The organism is Peribacillus sp. SRI_006, assembly GCF_057586375.1.
In genome coordinates this window covers 26,355-48,067 of sequence record NZ_JBYCZT010000008.1, presented here as the reverse complement: position 1 = coordinate 48,067, position 21,713 = coordinate 26,355, and the positions used below count along the sequence as shown (strand labels likewise).

20 protein-coding genes and 2 riboswitches are annotated in these 21,713 nt (G+C 42.9%); of the genes, 7 read left to right on the top strand and 13 right to left on the bottom strand.

Annotated features, from left to right (window positions below):
• Window positions 1–148 precede the first annotated feature (148 nt).
• The 3 genes from AC2YHV_RS12950 to AC2YHV_RS12940 all read left to right on the top strand — a co-directional run bounded on the left by AC2YHV_RS12950 (window position 149) and on the right by AC2YHV_RS12940 (window position 4,300).
• Complete coding sequence (locus AC2YHV_RS12950; protein WP_063577139.1) at window positions 149–1,900, top strand: ABC transporter ATP-binding protein; 1,752 nt, start codon at window positions 149–151, stop codon at window positions 1,898–1,900.
• Complete coding sequence (locus tag AC2YHV_RS12945; protein ID WP_487373354.1) at window positions 1,897–3,915, top strand: ABC transporter ATP-binding protein; 2,019 nt, start codon at window positions 1,897–1,899, stop codon at window positions 3,913–3,915. Before AC2YHV_RS12950 ends, AC2YHV_RS12945 begins: the two co-directional genes overlap by 4 nt.
• Window positions 3,916–4,051: 136 nt before the next feature.
• Window positions 4,052–4,300: a type B 50S ribosomal protein L31 gene (locus AC2YHV_RS12940; protein ID WP_034314776.1), complete on the top strand. Its 249-nt coding sequence runs from the start codon at window positions 4,052–4,054 to the stop codon at window positions 4,298–4,300.
• 87 nt (window positions 4,301–4,387) lie between these two features.
• Here AC2YHV_RS12940 and metC read toward each other — a convergent pair whose 3' ends face one another.
• Together metC and AC2YHV_RS12930 are read right to left on the bottom strand one after the other, a co-directional pair.
• Window positions 4,388–5,569 carry a cystathionine beta-lyase gene (gene metC / locus AC2YHV_RS12935; RefSeq protein ID WP_057275770.1) on the bottom strand — a complete coding sequence of 394 codons (1,182 nt, stop codon included), beginning with the start codon at window positions 5,567–5,569 and terminating at the stop codon, window positions 4,388–4,390.
• Window positions 5,566–6,678: a methionine biosynthesis PLP-dependent protein gene (locus AC2YHV_RS12930; RefSeq protein ID WP_145504906.1), complete on the bottom strand. Its 1,113-nt coding sequence runs from the start codon at window positions 6,676–6,678 to the stop codon at window positions 5,566–5,568. Before AC2YHV_RS12930 ends, metC begins: the two co-directional genes overlap by 4 nt.
• 86 nt (window positions 6,679–6,764) lie before the next feature.
• Window positions 6,765–6,878: riboswitch (SAM riboswitch) on the bottom strand.
• A 326-nt stretch (window positions 6,879–7,204) separates the two neighbouring features.
• Between AC2YHV_RS12930 and fumC the strand changes: the two genes are divergently transcribed.
• Window positions 7,205–8,587 carry a class II fumarate hydratase gene (fumC, locus tag AC2YHV_RS12925; protein WP_487373353.1) on the top strand — a complete coding sequence of 461 codons (1,383 nt, stop codon included), beginning with the start codon at window positions 7,205–7,207 and terminating at the stop codon, window positions 8,585–8,587.
• Window positions 8,588–8,696: 109 nt separating this feature from the next.
• Window positions 8,697–8,939 (top strand): hypothetical protein, encoded by a 243-nt coding sequence (locus AC2YHV_RS12920; RefSeq protein WP_034314767.1) that lies wholly within the window; start codon window positions 8,697–8,699, stop codon window positions 8,937–8,939.
• 57 nt (window positions 8,940–8,996) lie between these two features.
• On the opposite strand, the gene AC2YHV_RS12915 is transcribed toward AC2YHV_RS12920, so the two are convergent.
• Both AC2YHV_RS12915 and AC2YHV_RS12910 read right to left on the bottom strand, forming a co-directional pair.
• The gene (locus AC2YHV_RS12915; RefSeq protein ID WP_098185206.1) at window positions 8,997–10,142 is read right to left on the bottom strand and encodes an ABC transporter ATP-binding protein; all 1,146 of its coding nucleotides are present in this window, start codon (window positions 10,140–10,142) and stop codon (window positions 8,997–8,999) included.
• A gap of 113 nt (window positions 10,143–10,255) precedes the next feature.
• Window positions 10,256–11,140: a PucR family transcriptional regulator gene (locus AC2YHV_RS12910; protein WP_057275772.1), complete on the bottom strand. Its 885-nt coding sequence runs from the start codon at window positions 11,138–11,140 to the stop codon at window positions 10,256–10,258.
• 341 nt (window positions 11,141–11,481) lie between these two features.
• Here AC2YHV_RS12910 and AC2YHV_RS12905 point away from each other — a divergent pair, with 341 nt between their 5' ends.
• Window positions 11,482–12,357 (top strand): Rossmann-fold NAD(P)-binding domain-containing protein, encoded by an 876-nt coding sequence (locus AC2YHV_RS12905; RefSeq protein WP_487373352.1) that lies wholly within the window; start codon window positions 11,482–11,484, stop codon window positions 12,355–12,357.
• A 116-nt stretch (window positions 12,358–12,473) separates the two neighbouring features.
• Here the strand turns inward: AC2YHV_RS12905 and AC2YHV_RS12900 are convergent, their stop codons facing one another.
• The 4 genes from AC2YHV_RS12900 to AC2YHV_RS12885 form a co-directional block, all read right to left on the bottom strand.
• On the bottom strand, window positions 12,474–13,574 hold the full coding sequence (locus tag AC2YHV_RS12900) for an iron-containing alcohol dehydrogenase family protein (RefSeq protein WP_487373351.1): 1,101 nt from the start codon (window positions 13,572–13,574) through the stop codon (window positions 12,474–12,476).
• A 62-nt stretch (window positions 13,575–13,636) separates the two neighbouring features.
• Window positions 13,637–14,458 carry a MetQ/NlpA family ABC transporter substrate-binding protein gene (locus AC2YHV_RS12895; protein WP_057275775.1) on the bottom strand — a complete coding sequence of 274 codons (822 nt, stop codon included), beginning with the start codon at window positions 14,456–14,458 and terminating at the stop codon, window positions 13,637–13,639.
• Window positions 14,459–14,514: 56 nt separating this feature from the next.
• Window positions 14,515–15,183: a methionine ABC transporter permease gene (locus AC2YHV_RS12890; protein ID WP_487373350.1), complete on the bottom strand. Its 669-nt coding sequence runs from the start codon at window positions 15,181–15,183 to the stop codon at window positions 14,515–14,517.
• Window positions 15,170–16,186 carry a methionine ABC transporter ATP-binding protein gene (locus AC2YHV_RS12885; protein WP_098865894.1) on the bottom strand — a complete coding sequence of 339 codons (1,017 nt, stop codon included), beginning with the start codon at window positions 16,184–16,186 and terminating at the stop codon, window positions 15,170–15,172. The genes AC2YHV_RS12890 and AC2YHV_RS12885 overlap by 14 nt, the downstream gene beginning before the upstream one ends.
• Before the next feature lie 69 nt (window positions 16,187–16,255).
• Window positions 16,256–16,360, bottom strand: a riboswitch (SAM riboswitch).
• 283 nt (window positions 16,361–16,643) lie between these two features.
• Here AC2YHV_RS12885 and AC2YHV_RS12880 point away from each other — a divergent pair.
• On the top strand, window positions 16,644–17,468 hold the full coding sequence (locus AC2YHV_RS12880) for an MBL fold metallo-hydrolase (protein ID WP_098865893.1): 825 nt from the start codon (window positions 16,644–16,646) through the stop codon (window positions 17,466–17,468).
• 64 nt (window positions 17,469–17,532) lie between these two features.
• On the opposite strand, the gene AC2YHV_RS12875 is transcribed toward AC2YHV_RS12880, so the two are convergent.
• The 5 genes from AC2YHV_RS12875 to AC2YHV_RS12855 all read right to left on the bottom strand — a co-directional run bounded on the left by AC2YHV_RS12875 (window position 17,533) and on the right by AC2YHV_RS12855 (window position 21,709).
• Complete coding sequence (locus AC2YHV_RS12875; RefSeq protein WP_034314753.1) at window positions 17,533–17,721, bottom strand: hypothetical protein; 189 nt, start codon at window positions 17,719–17,721, stop codon at window positions 17,533–17,535.
• Window positions 17,722–17,807: 86 nt separating this feature from the next.
• A complete protein-coding gene (locus AC2YHV_RS12870; protein ID WP_057275779.1) occupies window positions 17,808–18,011 on the bottom strand; it encodes a YheE family protein in 204 nt (67 codons plus the stop codon).
• 63 nt (window positions 18,012–18,074) lie between these two features.
• Window positions 18,075–19,271, bottom strand: coding sequence for a YheC/YheD family endospore coat-associated protein (locus tag AC2YHV_RS12865; protein WP_145504908.1), 1,197 nt, complete (start codon window positions 19,269–19,271; stop codon window positions 18,075–18,077).
• Window positions 19,268–20,635 carry a YheC/YheD family endospore coat-associated protein gene (locus AC2YHV_RS12860; RefSeq protein WP_487373349.1) on the bottom strand — a complete coding sequence of 456 codons (1,368 nt, stop codon included), beginning with the start codon at window positions 20,633–20,635 and terminating at the stop codon, window positions 19,268–19,270. The genes AC2YHV_RS12865 and AC2YHV_RS12860 overlap by 4 nt, the downstream gene beginning before the upstream one ends.
• A 3-nt stretch (window positions 20,636–20,638) precedes the next feature.
• A complete protein-coding gene (locus AC2YHV_RS12855) occupies window positions 20,639–21,709 on the bottom strand; it encodes a YheC/YheD family endospore coat-associated protein (RefSeq protein WP_487373348.1) in 1,071 nt (356 codons plus the stop codon).
• Window positions 21,710–21,713 lie beyond the last annotated feature (4 nt).

Here is a 21,713-nt window from a genome sequence, read left to right as displayed (position 1 = left end):
TTTTGGATCCAGGTGCATTAGCACCCTTTCCATATAAAGGATAGGAGGAACTATAAATGAGACAAAAGACATTAGAAATCTTATTGCAGCCGGGAGATCCAGAAAGCGGTTAGCGAGTGAAAGGTTTGACCAAAAGGGAGGGGAATTCATGTTTGCGATTTTTAAAAAGCTGTCCTGGTTCTTTAAAGAACAGTGGCAGCGTTACACTTTGGCGATTTTATTTCTATGTCTAGTGAATATCTTGGAGGTTATCCCGCCAAAGCTTGTCGGGAATGCCATCGATGATATGAACAATGGCAGCATGACGCAGGAAGGGGTCATGAAATACGTTATTTATTTGCTCATGGTACTGATCGGCAGTTACCTATTTGGTTACTTATGGAGTTATCTGTTATTCGGCGGCGGAAACTTGGTCGAACGGAAACTAAGGTCAGGGTTTATGGGCCATTTGCTGAAAATGACGCCAAGTTTTTATGAAAAAAACCGTACAGGAGATTTAATGGCAAGGGCAACCAATGATTTAAAGGCAATATCCCTCACAGCTGGTTTCGGGATATTGACCCTCGTAGACGCGGTGCTGTTCACCATCACGGTAGTGGTCATGATGGGAGCCACGATCAGCTGGCAGTTGACGATTGCGGCGGTGCTGCCGCTTCCGATCATGGCAGTGCTGATGCAAATTTACGTGAAGAAAATTTACAAACGTTTTACGGATGCACAAGCAGCCTTTGGCACTTTAAATGACAAGGTCCTGGAATCCATTTCCGGTGTCCGTGTTATCCGGGCCTATGTCCAGGAACGGGAAGATGAAAAGCGATTTGAGGAAATGACCGAGGATGTATATGGCAAAAACCTAGCCGTGGCAAGGATCGACGCCCTCTTTGATCCGACAATCAGCATTATCATCGGCATCAGCTATTTAATCGGGTTGGGCTATGGGGCTTATCTTGTGTTTCAACAGGCCATAACGCTTGGCGGGCTTGTTTCGTTCAATGTGTACCTAGGCATGTTAATCTGGCCGATGATCGCGGTGGGTGAGCTGATCAATGTCATGCAAAGGGGAAATGCTTCGCTAGACCGTGTTCAGGATACTCTTTCGTATGAAGCGGATGTGAAGAATTCAATGGGGATGGAGAGTATTACGAACCCGGGGAATATCCAATTCAATTCAGTGCATTTTACATACCCGTCCTCAACGGTTGTGAATCTATCCGATATTTCCGTTCAGCTTGAGCGCGGTCAAACATTGGGGATAGTGGGGAAAACAGGTAGTGGAAAAACGACATTCGTGAAGCAATTGCTGCGGGAATATCCTTTAGGAACAGGTGAAATCGCTTTTGCAGGCATGCCGCTGGAGCAACTGCACCTTGAAGATATCCGTAAATGGATCGGATATGTTCCACAGGACCATTTTTTATTCTCGAAGACTGTTAGGGAAAATATCTTATTCGGTAAAATGGATGCAACGGAAGGTGAACTGGCTGAAGCCATCCGGCTTGCGGATTTTGAGAAGGATTTAATGATGCTGCCAAACCGATTAGAGACACTCGTCGGTGAGAAGGGTGTCGCTCTGTCCGGTGGACAAAAGCAGAGGATCTCGATTGCCAGGGCATTGATCAAAAATCCGGAAATCCTTATATTGGATGATTCCTTATCCGCTGTCGATGCAAAAACGGAAACGACGATCATCGAAAATATCCAAAATGAACGGGCAGGGAAAACGACCATCATCACAACCCACCGCTTATCAGCCGTTCAGCACGCGGACAGGATTATCGTATTGGACAGCGGAAAGATCATCGAAGAGGGGACTCATGCGGATTTACTGCTGAATGATGGCTGGTATAGGGAGCAATATGAACGACAGCAGGTTGACGAAGGAACGGAGGTGAAGGCATGAAGGTCGTAAAGAAACTTTTTAATTATGCTGCCCTTTATAAAAAATTGATCATTGGCGCCCTGATCATGCTTGCTCTTTCGGTAGCGGCCGATTTAACGGGTCCTTTCGTTGCCAAGAAAATCATCGATTCACATATACTTGGCATCGAATCTTCCTGGCATGAAGCAGGTAAAGGAAAAGATGCAGTTAAGTATGATGGAAATTGGTATAAACGGGCTGATTACTATTCAAAAGGTGAGAAGAAAGGCAGGGAAGTCCATGTTCTGCAGGTTGGCAATCAATTTGTCTTCGTAGATGAAGCTGTCCCTATCGATGGGCGCAGAACCTTGGAGAACCAATCATTGATCATCAAGAAAGACGGGAAAGAGCAACGTGCGCAAGCAGTGAAATTGACGAGTCAGGAAGTGATGGGATTTTATCAACCGGAAATCCCGCGGATCATTAAGCTTGTGGCTTTTTATTTTAGCCTTGTCATCCTTTCCTCCATTTTTCAATATGGCCAGAGTTTTTATTTACAGAAAGCGGCGAACCGAATCATACAGAAGATGCGAAATGATATTTTTAGGCATATTTCCCGTCTGCCGATACGTTATTTTGATAATATGCCAGCGGGTAAAATTGTAGCCAGGGTCACTAATGATACGGAAGCGATCCGGGAATTATATGTAACCGTGCTCGCCAACTTCTTCTCGAGTACCATTAATATTTTCGGCGTTCTAATTGCTTTATTTATTCTGGATCCACGAGTCGGTACCATTGGCCTTCTACTTATTCCGATCATCGTTATCTGGACGATGGTATACCGTAAATTCGCCTCGAAATATAATCACATCATTCGGGAACGGGTCAGCGATATTAATGGAATGATTAATGAATCCATTTCTGGTATGAGCATCATTCAGGCATTTGGACGTGAAAAGGAGACGAAGCAATCTTTTGAAAATCTGAACCGGGAGCATTTTTCCTATCAAAATAAAATGCTCCATTTGAATTCGTTGACGGGTGGAAACTTGATTGGCGTCATTAAGCTTTTGGCGCTGATGGCCTTCGTCTGGTATTTCGGCGGGATTTCCCTTACAGCGGGTTCGGCCATTTCCTTAGGGATGATGTATGCAATTGTTGATTTGATCAGCCGCCTGCTACATCCGCTTCACGGAATCGTCAATCAGTTCGCTAATCTTGAACAGGCGCTTGTTGCAGGGGAGAGGACGTTCAGCTTATTGGATGAGGAGGGATTGGCAGTCAGCGATGAAAACATATCCAGATACAAAGGAAACGTACAATTCGAAAATGTTTCTTTTGGTTATAAGGATAAAAAATATGTGTTAAGGGACATTTCCTTCTCCGCTAAACAGGGGGAAACGGTTGCTTTAGTTGGCCACACCGGTTCAGGAAAAAGCTCCATAATGAATTTATTATTCCGCTTTTATGACAGCAGTGAAGGTCAAATCAAAATCGATGGCAGAAATATATTGGATATCCCCCATCAGACGCTTAGGGAGCATATGGGGATCGTCCTTCAGGACCCCTATTTATTTACTGGCACCATCGCCTCCAATATCAGTCTCAATCATAAAGGCATCACAAGGGAAATGGTTGAAAAAGCATTAAGAGATGTCGGGGGGGACAAAGTGCTGAAGCATCTTCCTTTAGGGCTTGACGAGCCCGTGATCGAAAAAGGCGGAACGCTGTCTTCCGGACAGCGTCAGCTAATCTCTTTTGCCCGTGCCCTTGCATTCAATCCGGCCATATTGATCTTGGATGAAGCGACAGCAAGCATCGACACCGAAACCGAGGCAATTATCCAGGAGGGTATGGAAGTGCTGAAAAAAGGGAGAACGACCTTCATCATTGCACATAGGCTTTCCACGATAAAAAATGCCGACCAAATTCTTGTACTGGAAAAAGGGCGGATTGCAGAGCTTGGTACACATGAAGAATTAATGGAACTGAAAGGGAAGTACTATCAAATGTATGAACTGCAGGCAGGTCCGCATAAAGGCATGGCTGGCTGAACACAAAGGAATAAGGGTAGATCATCTAGATTAAACTATAATGAAGGTACCGACTTTTGGTACCTTCAAGCATAATGGTTGATAATAGTAATCATTACGTTTAAGATATACCTATACTGACGATGAGGTGATAATAGTGAAACAAGAAATTCATCCCGATTATCAACAAGTGGTATTCATGGATACCAACAGTGGGTATAAATTTTTGACAGGCTCCACTAAGACGTCCAATGAAACAATCGTTTGGGAAGACGGCCAAACATATCCTTTATTAAAAGTGGAAATCAGCTCGGATACGCACCCTTATTATACAGGAAAGCAGAAGTTTGCTGAAAAAGGCGGACGGGTGGATCGTTTCCTGGATAAATATAATATGAAGAAATGAGAGTTAGGCCATCGGGATATCGATGGTCTTCTTTTATTGATGGAATAAAAAAGGTGCCCATAAAATATGAGGCACCCATTACTTTAATCATTTTGCAGCAATTGCTTCCCCTTTGGCAATATTGACGAGGGCAGCTTCGAAGTCCTTGATTAAATCGTCCGGATTTTCCAGTCCGACAGAGAGGCGGAGCAAGCTATTCGTAATGCCTCGCTTTTCCCTTTCATCAGCAGGCATGGCCGCATGGGACATTTTGGCCGGGTAGGATAATATGGATTCTACCGCTCCCAGGCTTACGGCAAAAACAGGGAGCTCGACAGTGTTCACGAAGGAACGGAAGATTTCCTCACTTTCCAATTCAAATGAAAGGACCGCCCCTGCTCCGAGTGACTGGCCTTTCTGGATGGCGTGCTGTGGATGATCGGCTAGGCCGGGATAATATACCTTTTTCACCAAGGGCTGCTCCTTTAAGTAGGCTGCAATCTTTTCGGCCCCTTTTTGTGAATGTTCCATTCTAACTGACAAGGTTTTCAAGCCTCTCATTACGAGCCAGGCATCCTGAACACCAAGGACCGCTCCAAAGGAGTTTTGAAGCGAACCGAGTCTTGCCGCCAATTCCGGATCTTTCACGACCGCAAGCCCAGCTACCACATCACTATGTCCGGATAAAAACTTCGTCGCGCTATGAAGGACAACATCAGCGCCCAGATTCAGCGGTTTTTGCAATGCGGGCGTCAAGAATGTATTATCAACAAAACTTAAGGCACCGGCTTTTTTTGCGATATCACATACAGCTTGAATATCGGTCACTTTAAGTAAAGGATTTGAAGGCGTTTCAATGTATATGGCCCTGGTATTTGGCTGAACCGCCGCTTTGACACTTTCAAGGTCCGTCATGTCAACGAAGGTATGCTCAATATTGAAACGGTTCAAAACGCTTGTGACCATCCTGAACGTTCCGCCATACACATCTTCGGAAATGACGATATGATCCCCGGCAGACAATAGCAGGAAGGCTGTTGAAATGGCAGCCATACCTGATGAAAAGGCAAAGCCGTGAGTGCCTTCCTCAAGTTCGGCAATGATGTCTTCAAGTGCCTCGCGGGTTGGGTTCCCGCTTCTGCTGTAGTCATATTTGCCGAATTGATCGATATCGGATTGATGGAAAGTCGATGCATGCTGAATGGGGACGCTCACACCGCCCGTTGCCGGATCGAATTTATGTTGATTATGAAGTAATTTTGTTTCAAAGCTAAAATCATGATCTGTCATCGTAGTGCCTCCCTTTTTACATGTGCGAATGCTTGCTGCAAGTCACCAATCAAATCGTCGCTATCCTCGATGCCAACGGAGAAGCGGAGCAGTCGATTACAAACACCGTTTGCCGTTCTGACCTCAAGCGGTATATCGGCATGTGTTTGTGTGGCAGGATAGGTGATGAAGCTTTCAACCCCTCCCAGGCTTTCTGCAAAGGAAATTAATGAGAGCGATTGTAAAAATGGGTTGACCGCCGCTTCATCAATGATGCGAAAAGAAATCATGCCGCCTCGGCCCGGATACAATACGTCCGTAACACAATCATGCTCCGATAAGTATTCTACAAGTATCTTGGCATTCTTTTCATGACGCTCCATCCGCAATGCCAGGGTTTTCATTCCGCGCATCAACAGCCAAGAATCAAATGGGCTCAAGACAGCTCCAGTGCCATTATGATGGAAGGCAAGTGCATCACATAATTCAGCGCCGCTAGCAACGATCAGTCCGGCGAGCACATCATTATGACCACCGAGATACTTGGTTGCACTGTGGATCACAATATCAGCTCCAAGCAAGATTGGTTGTTGAATAAGAGGCGTGTAAAAAGTGTTATCAACGATTAGCAATAAATTATATCGTTTAGCCAATGCGGCAACGGCGCTAATATCCGTTTGCTGCATAAGAGGGTTAGTGGGAGTTTCGATGAAGATGGCTTTCGTGTGAGGAGTGATGGCTTTTTCGATATCCTCCAAACAACAAGTGTTTACATAGTCACACTGCAATCCCCATTTTTTAAAACCTTGTTCTAACAGCCGATATGTACCGCCATAAAGATCTTCACTGACAATCCACGCATCCCCGGATTTAAAAAGGGCGAGTATAGTGGAGATGGCGGCCATTCCTGAACTGCAGGCATAGCCTTGGTCTCCTTTTTCCAGATCGGCGATGGATCGCTCCAATAGCTGGCGGGTAGGGTTACCTGTCCTTGTGTAGTCGAATCCCGTCGATTGACCGATTCCTTCGTGGCGAAAAGCTGTTGAAAAGTATACCGGCGGATTGACTGTTCCTGTCGCCGTTTCACTGCGATTTCCTAATTGAGCAAGATATGTTTCAGGTTTATACATGGTTTTCACTGCTCCTTTGAGTTAAATAAAATAAAAAAAAGTCTTCTTTAAGAAGAAGACTTTGATTAAGTAGGGACGAGTCATTCTTCTTATCTTCCAAGTTCATAAACTTGTGGAATTAGCACCTTTTCATTGGTTTGAAACAAATGAAGGTTGCTGAGGTGTCATCGGGCCATTCCCTCTACCTCTCTCGATAAGAGTTTAGATTATTCAATTTCTTTTGAATTTACTATATATACAAAACACTGTCAAGGGCAATTTGGGGATGATGATGTGTTGGTGTTCATGGCCAGGTCAATTGAAGCCTAGCGGTGCCTACACTTTATGTGTCAAAAAAGAATATCCAAATTTTCATCTAAATATGAATGGCCTAGGATTTTTCAGAAATATGGAAAGGGTCAGCGGGATATTTTTGCTTTAAAATAATAAAGTTTGTACAATGTATGGAGAGAAAGAATAATCCGACATTATTCATTTCATATGCAAAAATTCTTCAATGAATAGTGCAAACTTAGGAGGAGAACACATGGAATACAGAATCGAACGTGATACGATGGGTGAAGTGAAAGTTCCTGCTGATAAATATTGGGGAGCACAAACTGAGAGAAGCCGTAACAATTTCAAAATCGGTAACGAAAAAATGCCGATAGAATTGGTTCGTGCATTTGCATACGTTAAACAAGCTGCTGCAAAGGTGAACTATGATCTTGGCGATCTTTCCGAAGTTAAAAAGAACGCCATCGTCAAGATTTGCCGCGAAATCCTTGAAGGTACGCTTGATGAACATTTCCCGCTTGTAGTTTGGCAAACGGGAAGCGGTACGCAAAGTAATATGAATGTGAATGAAGTGGTCGCTAACAAAGGGAATGAATGGTTAAAAGAAAATGGTGAATCGGAAATCCTTCACCCGAATGATGATGTTAACAAGGCACAAAGCTCAAATGATACTTTCCCGACTGCCATGCATATTGCAGCCTTTATGGAAGTCGCTGAAAAATTGGTTCCTGCCATCAAAGCACTTCGTGATACATTCGATACAAAAGAAAAAGAATTTTGGGATGTCGTGAAAATCGGCCGGACACATCTTCAAGATGCTACACCCTTAACATTAGGACAAGAAATTTCCGGTTGGAAAGCGATGCTCGATAAAGATTTGGCGATGATTGAGGAAAGCAGCCAAAAACTATTGAACCTTGCTCTAGGCGGAACGGCTGTAGGAACCGGAATCAATACAAAGAAAGAATTCCCGGGACTTTCTGCCAAACAAATTGCAGCGGATACAGGATATCCTTTTGTCACATCTGATAATAAGTTCCATGCATTGACTAGCCATAACGAAATCGTCTACGCACACGGTGCTTTGAAAGCATTGGCGGCAGATTTAATGAAAATTGCGAACGATGTCAGATGGCTTGCAAGTGGACCGAGAAGCGGAATCGGAGAAATTGCCATTCCGGAAAACGAGCCGGGCAGCTCCATCATGCCAGGTAAAGTCAATCCGACCCAAAGTGAAGCGCTTACCATGATTGCGACACAAATCGTGGGTAACGATGCTACAATTGGCTTTGCAGCAAGCCAAGGTAACTTTGAATTGAATGTATTCAAACCAGTCATCATCTATAACTTCCTGCAAACGGTCAAATTATTGACGGAAGGCATTCATTCCTTCAACGATAATTGTGCGGTTGGCATCACTGCAAATGAAGATAAGATCAAAGAAAATGTAGAGCGTTCCCTTATGCTGGTAACAGCATTGAACCCGCATATCGGTTATGAAAAAGCAGCCAAGATCGCCAAAACCGCCTTCAAGGACAACTCCACGTTAAAAGAAGCGGCATTGAAACTGGAGTTCCTGACGGAAGATGAATTCAAAGCATGGGTCGATCCTGCTAACATGGTTAATAAATAATTGGATGGAAGCACCCTCCCTCTAACATTAGGGAGGGTGTTTCCATGTGTTAAAATACTGGAATCGACAAATACTGAAATCATAAGTATCTGGAACAGGAGGAAAAACAATGTCTATATGCCCGCTTTGCAACGGTCTAAGAAAAATTCATGTGGATTGCCCGGAATGCGGCAGTGAACTTGAGGATAAAGGGAAATTCATGGATTATGCTGATGATTACAGTGCTTATATGGATATCGACATACTTAAAGAAAACGACGGATACCCTCAATCCCTTCAAAAAGGGCAATGCCCCCATCTCATGAAATGCCCTGAATGCGGACATGATGAAGTGGTATTGGTCCAGGAATGAATCGCCCTTTATTTTAATAAACGTAAAAAGACCCATAATGAATGGGTCTTTTCATGTTTAATTGGCAGATAACTTCATGCTTTCCTGCATCTGTTCATCTTCTTCAACTAAAATGCGATGTTCGGTCCCTTTATCAAAAAAGTGCGCTTTATTCATGTCGAGGGCAAGTTCGATCTTTTCGCCTGCCTGGATAATGTTATTGGCATCGACCCTTGCAACGAAGTCCTGCCCCTCTAAAGTGGAGTAGAGCATGATCTCCGCGCCCATGAGTTCGGCTACATCAATTTGGGTCGTGAATGTAGTGTTAGGGGACTCCGTGAAATAAGCTCCTTCATTATGGAAATCTTCCGGACGGATTCCAAGGATTACATCTTTTCCGACATATCCTTGATCACGTAGCATTTTCATCTTAAATTCAGGTATTTCAAGCGTTTGTTCGCCTATTTTGATTGTGCCTTCTTTTAATGTTCCGGTAAAGAAGTTCATGGCAGGCGATCCGATAAAGCCGCCGACAAACACGTTTATTGGTTTCTCATAAACATCCTTTGGAGCACCGACCTGTTGGATGATACCATCTTTCATTACAACAAGACGTGTCGCCATGGTCATTGCCTCTGTTTGGTCATGTGTGACATATATCGTTGTGGTGTCGAGCCGTTTATGGAGTTTAGCTATTTCCGCGCGCATTTGAACCCGCAGTTTTGCGTCGAGATTGGATAATGGCTCATCCATCAAGAAAACTTTTGCGTCCCTTACAATTGCACGACCAAGTGCAACACGCTGGCGCTGACCACCTGAAAGCGCTTTAGGTTTCCTGTTTAGAAGCTCTTCAAGTCCGAGAATCCTTGCCGCTTCATTTACTCTTTGCTTGATTTCAGCTTTTGGCGTTTTCCTGAGCTTTAATCCGAATGCCATATTGTCAAATACAGACATATGAGGATATAAGGCATAGTTCTGGAAAACCATCGCAATATCGCGATCTTTAGGGGGGACATCATTGACTCGCTTGCCGTCTATGTATAAATCCCCTTGGGAAATGTCTTCCAGTCCGGCAATCATCCTTAATGTCGTTGATTTACCGCAACCTGAAGGTCCCACAAAAACGATGAATTCCTTATCGGCAACACGAAGGTTGAAGTCTTTAACAGCCGTCACCTTTTTATCATAAATCTTGAATATATGATCTAACACTAACTCTGCCATGAAAAATCCCCCTTTTAAACTCTTAGATTACTTGTACCAATTAGCTATAGTCTAAGCTATAGGTTTTGAAAAAAGTATGGGCATATTGCACAAAAAAGTGTTTACATTGGAAATTAATCATTCAGTAAAAGTATCAAGTATGCAGTAAGGGCATGACGGAAGTTTCTAATATCGAGACCAGTTTTTTCAGAGAATCTATCGATTCGGTATTGTAAGCTGTTCCGATGTATATAAAGCTGTTTGGCGGCATATGTGGCATTGGAGTTACATTCGATATATGTTTTAACCGTTTTGATAAGCTCAGTATCCTGCTTGGTCTTGCCAAGAATTTCATTGATAAACCAATTTGCATTCTTAAAGGATGGATCATTTATTAATGAGTATGGGATGATGTCTGCCAAATCAGTCACTTTTATATCCGGCAGATGCACCTGTGCCACTTCAAAACACTTTTTCTCCTGAGTCCAGTGATGGCGAAGGTCTTGATCTACAGGGTGAAATCGCCCGGTGAACATACGGGTCTTTACATAAAAGTCACTTTCAAGTGTGGAAGTAATGGCGATCAGTTCTTTATTTGATAATGGTTCATCCTTGTCCGGTTCAATTAAGACGCCTGCCGTTTCATTTTCCCAAATAATAGCTGCGTCAGATGGAACGAAAGCGAGGAAGGCCCCTTCAAAATCGGAGTTGGAAAAATCAGCATGAGTCAACTTGAAATGAAGGAATCGAACATTCTCCCAGCTCGTTAAAGGCAATGGTGCATTCGGTTCGGATAAAAAATTTTTCCATGATGAGCCTGGATGTGCATTGAGGTTATTTGGGTTTATGGAAGGAACAAAAAGCAGTTCCAATAAACGGATTTCTTCTGCTGTGATTTCTGAACGGGGAATACCAAGTATACTTCTGAAGTCTTCGAACCAAACATAATTAGAAATATCATCAGTATCCTTTTTATTGGTAAGAGCGTTCGGGAATTTTTGTTTAAGATTTTCAAGCATCGGTTCCACCTTCTTTCTCCCTTTCCATATCATTATAGCGAAAAAGAATAAAATTCAAAAGATTAGGATATCTTTAGTTTTTCCGAGAAGGGAAAACCAAAGAAAAGTTGCAAGTATTATTAATTTCAGGAGAGGGTATTGCGTATGCTTTATGGAATATCGGTTAAGAGGAGGAGATCCATGAACATTTTAATATTGGGGGTACACGGTTTTTAGGCCGATATATAGCAAAAGCTGCAATAGAGAAGGGGCATGATGTCACACTTTTTAATCGTGGAAATGACCCTTATGTTTTCCCCGAAATAGAACAATTAAAAGGGGATCGCGGCGGTGATCTTGAAATGCTGAAAGGAAGACAATGGGATGCAGTCATTGATACATCAGGCTTTATCCCTCGAACTGTATCAAAATCTTGCAGGTTGCTTAATCAAGTTAAACATTATACATATATTTCAAGCATCTCAGTTTATAGTGATCCAACCGAACCAGGTATTGATGAAAGTGGAGAGGTTCATGCACTAAATGAAGATAAAGCAGAAGAAATAACCCGCGGAACGGCTGGACCGATATACGGTGAATATTATGGACCGTTAAAATCATTAAGCGAAAAAGCAGCTGAAAAAGAACTGCCGGGGAAAGTCTTGTCAATTCGTGCCGGGCAAATAGTAGGTCCATATGATTACACTGACCGATTGCCGTACTGGCTTAAAAGAATAGCGGAAGGGGGAGAAGTTTTTGCGCCTGGACGCCCTGGACGTCCAATCCAAATTATCGATGCAAGGGACTTGGCTCAATGGATCATCCAAATGATGGAAAATGGCGTGACAGGTACTTATAATGCCGTTGGGCCAGAATACACACTGACTATGGGGCAAATACTAGAAGACTGCAAAAAGGTAACAAGAAGTAATGCTGCCTTTACATGGGTCTCTGAAAAATTTTTAAATGACAATAAAGTAGAGCCGTGGGGAGAAATGCCTTTATGGATACCGGAAGAATTCCCTTTACCAGGAGGTAAGGAACCTTTGAATGGGTTTTTGGCTGTCGACAACGATAAAGCAATCAAAAATGGACTGATATTCCGTCCCCTATCAGAAACTCTCGAAGATATATGGAATTGGGAAAAGGGCCGTCCGGAATCCGCCGATAGAAAAGCAGGCATGCACAGACAACATGAAAGTGATCTTCTTGGATTATGGAAACAGACAATAGGTTGAGACCTTCTTTTATTATACTGAAGTATTAATGGAACATTATGTATGCTTGGTGGAAAGGATGATTTTATACAATGAGGAATCAAAAAAAACGATGGGGACAAAACCCCATCGCTTTTTTAGGAAGGACTTGCATGGTTTGTAAGGATTTCAAGGTTTTCCATGGCGGCTGTCACTTTTTCCTTGTTGATATCAGGGAAAAGAAGATGGATGTCTTCACCTTCTTTGACAGAGTGGGCTGCAATCTGTTGAAGTTCCGCCTTATGTTCAACAGTCAGGCCAATATCAAGCAATGTCATCGGCAATTTAAGCACCCGGTAGATGGGCAGCAATTGTTTGATTTCCGAGAATTTCCCTTCTAGCACAAGCTGGACTAAAATGCCATATGCCACTTTTTCCCCGTGAAGTAAATGATGCGCTTGGGTGATGGAAGTCATGCCATTATGAATGGAGTGGGCACCGGCAACGCGCAAGTACTGGCCGCCAAATCCACCAACAAGACCACTGGTGATGATGTTCGTTTCAATTACACGCTGCAGCGCATCTGTCCATTTCCCTTTTTCCAAATCAGCTAAGGCTTCCTCGCCAAATGTCAATAAAACTTCCTGGCATTGCCTTGCGGCCAGATGGGCCAATTCAATACAAACGGACTTGGTGGCGAGCTTTTCGGCCAGTGCATTGCCCTCGTACCATTTCGCCAATGTATCGCCGATTCCGGCACGTAAATAGTTAATCGGCGAATTAAGAAGAATTCCTGGTTCGATCAATAACATCCAAGTGCTTTTTTCATGAATATCATAACGGACATATGAACCATTATCATCATAAATGACACTCAACGGTGTCCAGGCAGCGCAGGTGGAAGCCAAGGTTGGAATGAGGATGATTTCCTTTTGAAGCGAGTTTCCGGCCGATTTGGCGAGGTCGAGCAACTTACCGCCGCCAATGCCAATTAAGGCATCTGCACCATGTTCAAGAGCTGCCTTCTTGACGCGTTCAATTTCCGGGTCACTGCATTCCCCGCCGTATGTGAAAAAGATCGTCTCAATATTTTCTAAGGAAGGAAAGAAGGGTTCAGTAACTTCCCAGGACTTTTGTCCATGAATAACGAGCACTTTACGAATGTTCCCTATACTCAGTTTCACTTCCAGGTTTTCAAGGACATTTGCTTTACAGGCGTAATAGGCGGGGCCGCTGCGGACCTCCAGTAAGGTACTCATATTTGCTCTCCTTAATGAAAGGCCTGTTCCCGGTAAAGGGGAAGCAGGCCTTGATTATTTGATCAATTCATCCAGTCTGGTTTTCCGAATCCGGCAAATTTGTCATCGATCACTTTTTCAAACTGGTCGGATTCCACTACAGATTTAATATCCTTGGCAAATTGAGCGTCTACATCTTTTGTATTCACTGCAACAACGTTTCGATACATATCCGGCATGTTTTCTAAAACTAGGGCATCCTTGAGGTCCATTTTCGCTGCAAGAGCAAAGTTGCCAGGGACCGCCGATAGGTCGACGCTGTCTGTTGCGCGGGGCAACTGAGCGGATTCCAATAGTTTTAGCTGGATGTTTTTTGGATTTTTCGTTACATCCTTTTCAGATACTTTTAAAGGGTCGACATTTGGATCGACTTCAATCAACCCTTCATCCACCAGCACTTTTAGTGCACGTGCCAGGTTAACCGGATCATTGGGCACTGCAAGGGATGTACCGTCTTTCACTTCTTTCAATGAATTATACTTATTAGAATATATGCCCATTGGCGCTGTTGGAACTATGATAAGGTCGGAAAGCTTTAAATCATTTTCTTTAGCGAAGTTATCCATGTACACTTTATGCTGGAAAAGGTTGGCGTCGATCGAGTTGTTGCCAAGCGACTTATTCGGCTGGATATAGTCGGTGAATTCGACGATCTCTATTTTGTATCCGAGATCTTCCAGACCTGGTTTGATGGCCTCCTTAACCATATCGGCGTACGGCCCGGTAGTCGCCCCGATCTTCAATTCTTTTTTGTCTTCTGTATTTGGGGATGCATCATCGCTCCCGCAAGCTGCCAAGCCGAGTGCAAGTGCACAGACTGATAATAACGAAGCTATTTTCTTCATTTGAAATTCCTCCTGAGTAATGAAATGTATTGAGTCATTAAAAAAAGTGATTAAACCTATCGCTTGTTAACTATGTATGAAACTTTGTCACCAACCATTTGAATGAGTTGCACAAGGCAGATCAGCACGACGATCGTCGTGATCATGACTGTGTTGTCATATCGGTAATATCCGTACCGGATGGCCAGGTCGCCAATTCCGCCACCGCCGATTGTCCCAGCCATTGCTGAGTAACCGATAAGCGAAATGGTCGTTAATGTCAGTCCTTGAATGATTCCCGGTTTTGCCTCTGGAAGAAGTACATCCTTAATGATCATCCATGGAGTGGCACCTACGGCAATTGCAGCTTCAATCACTCCTCTGTCTATTTCACGTAATGCAGTTTCAACAATCCTTGCAAAAAAAGGGATTGCGGATACGGACAGGGAAACAGAAGCTGCTCTTGGCCCTATCGTCGATCCTGTAAGTAGGTCCGTAAAAGGAAGGAGGGCGACCAAAAGAATGATGAACGGGATTGAACGGACAATATTGACTGCGAAACCGAGAGATCGATTCACGATGCCATTTTCAAAAAATAAATTCCTTGTTGTTGTAAATAGCAATACTCCAAGCGGTAAACCGATCAGCAGGGCTACTGCAAGAGAAACGCCGACCATATAAATCGTTTCAAGAAAGGCTTTATTAAGATCAGGTAAAATATTTACGATGGGATTAAGCAGTGACATGTTTTAACACCTCCACAGAACTGGAACGATTTTTTATATATTCCAATGCCGAATGAATTTGGACGGCATCGCCAATTAACTCGATGATTAAAAAGCCTAAAGGAACATCCTGGATATACTCAATTTTACCGTGTAAAATATTTCCCTTTACTGCATGGGATTGGAGAGTATCCGAAAGAATCGATTCACCGGCGGTTTGCCCTTCGAATTGGATCTTAATAATCGTACCTTCACTTTCTTCAATCAAGTGCGAAGGGAGTTCGAAATCCAGTACACTGCTAATGAATTGCTTCGTTAACTCCTGTTTGGGCTGTGAAAATATTTCATAAACGGGTCCTTCTTCAATTACCCGGCCATCCTGCATCACGGCGACTCGGTGGCATAGTTCTTTGACCACTTCCATTTCATGTGTAATCAACACGATGGTGATACCAAGCTCACTGCTTATCTTTTTCAATAACTGTAAAATCGCTTTTGTAGTTGTTGGATCAAGGGCTGAAGTCGCTTCATCACATAATAGTACAGTGGGTTCATTTGCTAACGCGCGAGCTATGCCGACCCGTTGCTTCTGTCCACCGCTAAGCTGTGCAGGATAGACATCTTTCTTATCGCTGAGCCCCACTATTTCCAACAATTCCAATACACGTAACTTAGTCGCGTCCTTCGATCGATGCGCGGCCCTTAAGGCGAAAGCGACATTTTCATAAACGGTTTTTGAACTGACCAGGGAAAAGTGCTGGAATATCATTCCGATTTTTTGCCGTTGTTTACGAAGCTCTTTGCTAGATAAAGAGGTTAAATCAATGCCGTCGATAATGATATTTCCACCTGTCGGACGTTCAAGCAAATTCAAGCAGCGGAGCAATGAGCTTTTTCCAGCTCCGCTGTAGCCGACAATTCCATATATTTCACCAGTTTGAATGGTTAAAGTTACGTTATCCACTCCGATAACTCGGTTTTTCTTCGAGACGTATTCCTTTCGGACTGAACGGATTTCAATCATGAGATTTCCCCCTTAAACATTAAAAAAGCTGCCTCTATCATTCAGAAAGAGGCAGCGAAATCATATCTCGGCTTATCTTTCAGAATGCAATCATTCTGCAGGAATTGGCACCGTTCCCTAAGGGCGGTTGCCGGACATCACAGGGCCTGATCCCTCCGTCACTCTTGATAAGTAAATTATTATTTTAGAATATTTCAAGTTTTATAATATAATCTATATTATTTGTAAAATCCGGCATTGTCAATCGTTTCTTTTATTTTTTTGTCATTAAATCTGGTACAGTCCGTTAAAACGATTCATGGAAAATGGGCTATTATGCAATAATCCAGCATTTTCATCGAGGCTATTCATTCCAATATTTCCTTGTCAAAAAGGTAAAGTGGTACTACAGTTATTATAGTAAAGTTAAAAAAAGGAAGATGAAACTATATTTATACAATGATGGGGAGGAAACCGAATGATAGAGATCAAGACGATAAATGATGTGGTTTGCGTGCATGGGACTCCTGGCGGGAACAAGGCGGGGATGAGTGTGTATGTCTTTTTAACGGATGGCCTATTGATAGATACTGGCGCACAGATTTTATTGGAAGAGCTTATTCCATTCTATGAATCCGCAGACTTCGACTCAGTGGCCCTGACTCACTATCATGAAGACCATACGGGGGGTGCTGCCTGGATACAGGAACATAAAAAGGTCCCTCTTTTCATTCACCCGATGTCGGTTGAGGTTTGTGCAAAGGATGCTGAATATCCTGAATATCGCAAAATTTTCTGGGGAAAGAGAGACGCCTTTAAAGCTGAGCCGCTAGGGAAGGCCATTCATTCCCGTACCCAAACGTGGGAGCCGATTTTTACCCCAGGTCATGCAAAGGACCATATGGTGTATTTGAATCACAATAATGGCGTGCTCTTTTCAGGAGACCTTTTCGTAACCCCAAAAACAAAACTTGTCTTACGGGAAGAGTCCGTCCCGATGATCATCGATTCCATAAAAAGATTGCTGCATTATGACTTCGGGGAAGTGTTTTGCTGTCATGCTGGGCACGTCCCTGATGGGAAGGAGATGTTTCGAAAAAAACTGGATTATCTGGAAAACCTCCAAGGGGAAATTTTACGCTTGCATTCTCAAGGGCTGACCGTTCATGAAATCCAGCAGGTCGTTTTGCCGAATCGCTATCCCCTTATCGAGATATCTGGGCATGAATGGGATTCAGAGCATATCATTACATCGATTTTAAACGAAAATATTTTAAGTGCGAGGGAGAATGGGACTATTTGATTGCTATCCGTTTAACGGTCTGACTGATATAAAAGAGAGCTCTCCATAAGAGAGCCCACATTATTCATTTATTGACATTGGGATCTGTTTCATCATAAAAATCATGTGCTTCTTCGATGTTCTGAAGGTTAGCGACTTCATACACATTTCCGCCCGCCATTCCTTCATTGATGATACGGTCGATATCCAGGTAAACGGAGTCCTTGCCATCATATTCGGTATCCTTCAAAAATGTCATTTTTTCTTTATCCAAAAGAAATCCCTCCTAGCCTTTTCTTTAGTTTTAGGCAAAGGAGTTTTTTTTATTCTGTTTAGCGATTTCATGAATGTAAAGGGGTTTCATTCATAAACATGGAAGATCATTAAATCATGTATCATGCTTTTGAGTTGGGTTTCATCTGTTTCGGAAGGCGGATTGGCTGTCCACTCGATGGATCCATCTTTGTGATATAAGGCTTTGACTGCCTGCTTGTTGAAATAAAAGGAAATTTTCCATCCTGGCAGATTCTTATGCAATGGTTCCCATTGAAAATGAGTGATCATATGTATTACCTCCATATATACTGTTTCTCATTCGATTATAATGGAAAACGGCAGCTGGAGGTGTTATTTTCTTTTCAGGTTGGGAAAAGTTAATTCAATGAAAAGATTTTTTAAATGCAAAAGCCTGTTTGTTTCAATTTCTTCTTCATCGAATTGCATCGGCTTTGAGTTCACTTCGTATATGAAAAGCGAGCCCGATTCGTCTTCCCCTATATCAATGGAAAACTCTCCGAGAAACCCGATCTTTTTTGAAAGTATCTCTCCGCATTTTTGGGCGATATTCGCTAATTTCAGATCCAGGTTTTTTGATTTAAGGTCCTGATAAGGAAAAAGCTTTCCGCCTTGGGGAGTGTGGGTGGTGATTTCCTGGGTTTGCGACATCCTTACCGCTTTGCCGGTCACTTTATAAAAACCTTTTTCATAATGGACGAGAATCCGGTAATCATAACGATGCCCAAAGAGTTTTTTTGGTATGATCGCCTGTTGAGCAAGATAGCTCCTTTTTAATAAATCCCTTTTTTTTGTATCCCAGAAGGAAGCAAAATCAGGGAAGGATTCACTATGCTTTAAGCTATTGAACAATAGGGTATCATCATCATTTTTGATAATGGTATAAATGCCCTTCCCTTGGCTTCCTTTGCATGGCTTAAGGTATATATGCCTGTATGTCTCCAGGAAAGAATCAAGGCAACCGCTGTTTCGTAAGACCATGGTGGGCGGAAGGTGGTTGGTGAGGGATCCATCTTCAGTTAATGCTTCGAACATCACATATTTATCTATAAAACAGGGGTTGAATAGAGTCATTCGGTAATCTTTAAAATGTGTGATAAGATGTTGGAATTCCTCTGACGCCTCATAGCTCCTCCAGGGGATACGGTTATAGACGATGTCAGGGAAGGGCACTTTACATTCAATCCACTTGTTTGAAATGGAGGAAAAAAGATACCCTTTCATCGACTCGGAATGAAGGGCATTTCCTGTGAATACATACGCCAATATTCCATGTTTCAATAAATATAATGATAAGTCCCGAAAAAGGGTCAGGTTTCCACCCAAACCTGATTCCTTTTTGGGATTGGAAACAGTTAAAATTCCGACGGTAAGCATCCGGTTACCCGGAAATATTGTGATTGGAATTAGAGGTTGATTCGAATGGTTCTTTTTATAGCTGATTTCTTCTTCGGCAGAGCCGGCGAAAAGTTCCGCATTCTCATGAGTGTGGTGCCAATTTTCAGTGGGGATATCATAAAAAATGTTCATTGCGGCACTCTGATTGATTTTGTAATCGTCTGTTCCGTAAGATAAATGGCATAATCAAGGCTTAGCTTTCTAGTCAGCAATTCGAAATCCTTGAGTTTTGGATGGGAGAAGATGGAACGTCCAGGCTTGGAATTGGCTTCAAACATCCAAACCTGCCCTTTTTTATCCAATCCAAAATCGAATCCTATTTCTGCGATGATGCCGTCCAAGTTCTTTTCTATACTGTCACTTAAAATCAGTGCGGCTTCCGAAAGCTTTCGTTCGACTTCTGTCGCCTCATCGTCATCTCCAAACAGTTCGGCAACCGTTTTGATGACACCCCCGCTTTTAATATGGGTCGTGACGCTGCCGGCGCCGGCGATTTTTGCGGCAATCGCGGTCACCTGCCATTTTCCATTACTGTCCTTGTTCGTATGGACCCGAAAATCCACTGGACGTTTTTCAGATCGAATTAATGGGATGCCCTGCTGCACGATCAGATTCTCGAGCGGGCGGTCGTGAAAAATGTGTTTAACGATGGATTCCAATGTTGAAAACCGTTGCAGTTTATTTTCTTTTGCTTCGTTTGTATAGCGGCAATAATAAACATTCTCATGCTTATCATAAAGAATTTGGTGAATCCCTAGACCGAGGCTGCCGTGAATGGGCTTTATATAAACTTGCCGGTAATGGGAAAGAAGGGTTTCCACCACGGATATGGATTGAAATGGATACGTTTCCGGCAAATAAGGCAGTGCCCGCTCATCTGCACATAACCTTTCATTTACATCCCATTTATTGAAAAATCCGGGGTTATACCATGGTGTGGTATATATTTTTTGGAATTTCTGCTTCACTTCTTTAGGTCCTTCACGGTTTTCCGTCAACCGATTTGGTAGCCGGTCATAGATGACATTAGGAAAAGGAAATTCATAAATGTTCCAGTCATCTTTATCAAATACATAGCCTTTGATTGTCTCCTCATCCCAATTGATTACATTCTCTCCAAAAACAAAGGGAATACAGCCTGTGGTCTTGCTAAGCGAAAGGAGCTTTGCGAAAAATTCAGATCTCTCCCCTAAAGGTTTGTTTGAAAGGCCCGTGAAGCCTGAGGAAAAGATTCCGACAAGCGGTCCGATATGGATGCTCTTGCCGTATATGAATAAATGAAGGGGAATATCGGTATGATCGAATAGTAGAGCTTCCGCGAGACTTTTCGATAGCACGATTGTTTGATTGACGGCCGGGTTTTGTTTGACGATGGCAGGACATGAATGCCGTCCGAAATAAATTAATTCAATCTCTGCCAAATCTCCAAGCTCTGAAGGGTAGTAGAGAACATTGCCAGGGATAGCGGCAATTTCGGCAGGATAAGTCTTTCTCACTTCCTATTCACCTGCTTTCTGAAGCTGTTCGGCTAAATACTGGCTATACTGAAACGGTGCTCGATGAATATCTTTCATGGTCTCCGGCTGTAGTGCCTGAATGATTTTCCTTCCAGGCTTCGAGTTAATGTCCATTATCCATATTTGGCCTTTTTTATCGATGCCTAGATCAATTCCCAACTCGAATAATCTTTCAAAGACAGCTTCGGTTTCAACGGGCAGGGTGCGAAGGATATGATGAATCTTTTGTTCGACAGCAATCGAAATCGTTTCCGGGTTTCTTTTGTTGAAGGTATCCAATGAAATGGCTTCCCCGCCTGTGGCAAGATTTGAAGTAATTCCGTCTTTTTGTCCCGTACGAATTCCGCGGCCCCGTTCCATCCATTGATTCTTCTCGTTTTTTTGAAGTAAAATCCGTAAATCGAATGGCTCATTATTTTGGGTGCAAAGTTCTAAATATGGCTGGCAAAGATAACGGTATCGATTTAATAAATGCTGCAGCCATTTGTTAAGCTGAGATTTGGAGGAGAATGGGCGGTCATATTTGGTGCCCTTTTTCGTCATGGAAACCAGAGTCCCGTCTTCTGTTTTTGAAAGGAGATAGATTCCTGTACCGCCTGCACCGAATTCAGGTTTGATGATGATTTTATCCAGGCGTTCCAAATGCCCTATAATATCTTCAGGTGTCGTCACTTGTACGGTTTCTGGAAAAAATGCCTGTAGGTGTGGATGGTTTTTTAGGATTTGGTACACTTCCCACTTACCAGGAAGGCCCAGTCCTAAGAAATTCGAGTTATCTTTTAACCACTCGATTTTGTGTCGCGTTTCCGTTGACTCACGGACTAAACCGTGAAAACAGCGATCATATACAAAATCAGGTAAATCAAAAGATGTGGCGATCCAAGTTTCGTTCTCGGCATCAAAACGCTCGCCCCTCACTTTTTTCAGATCGATATCAATATTTTCCGGTGAGAATTTGCAAACTTTCATATTAAATGATTTAGCGGTTTTGGCTATTTCGGTGAAGTAGTTGTTTTCATGAGTATCCGACGCGGCCATTAATCCTATTAACACGTGC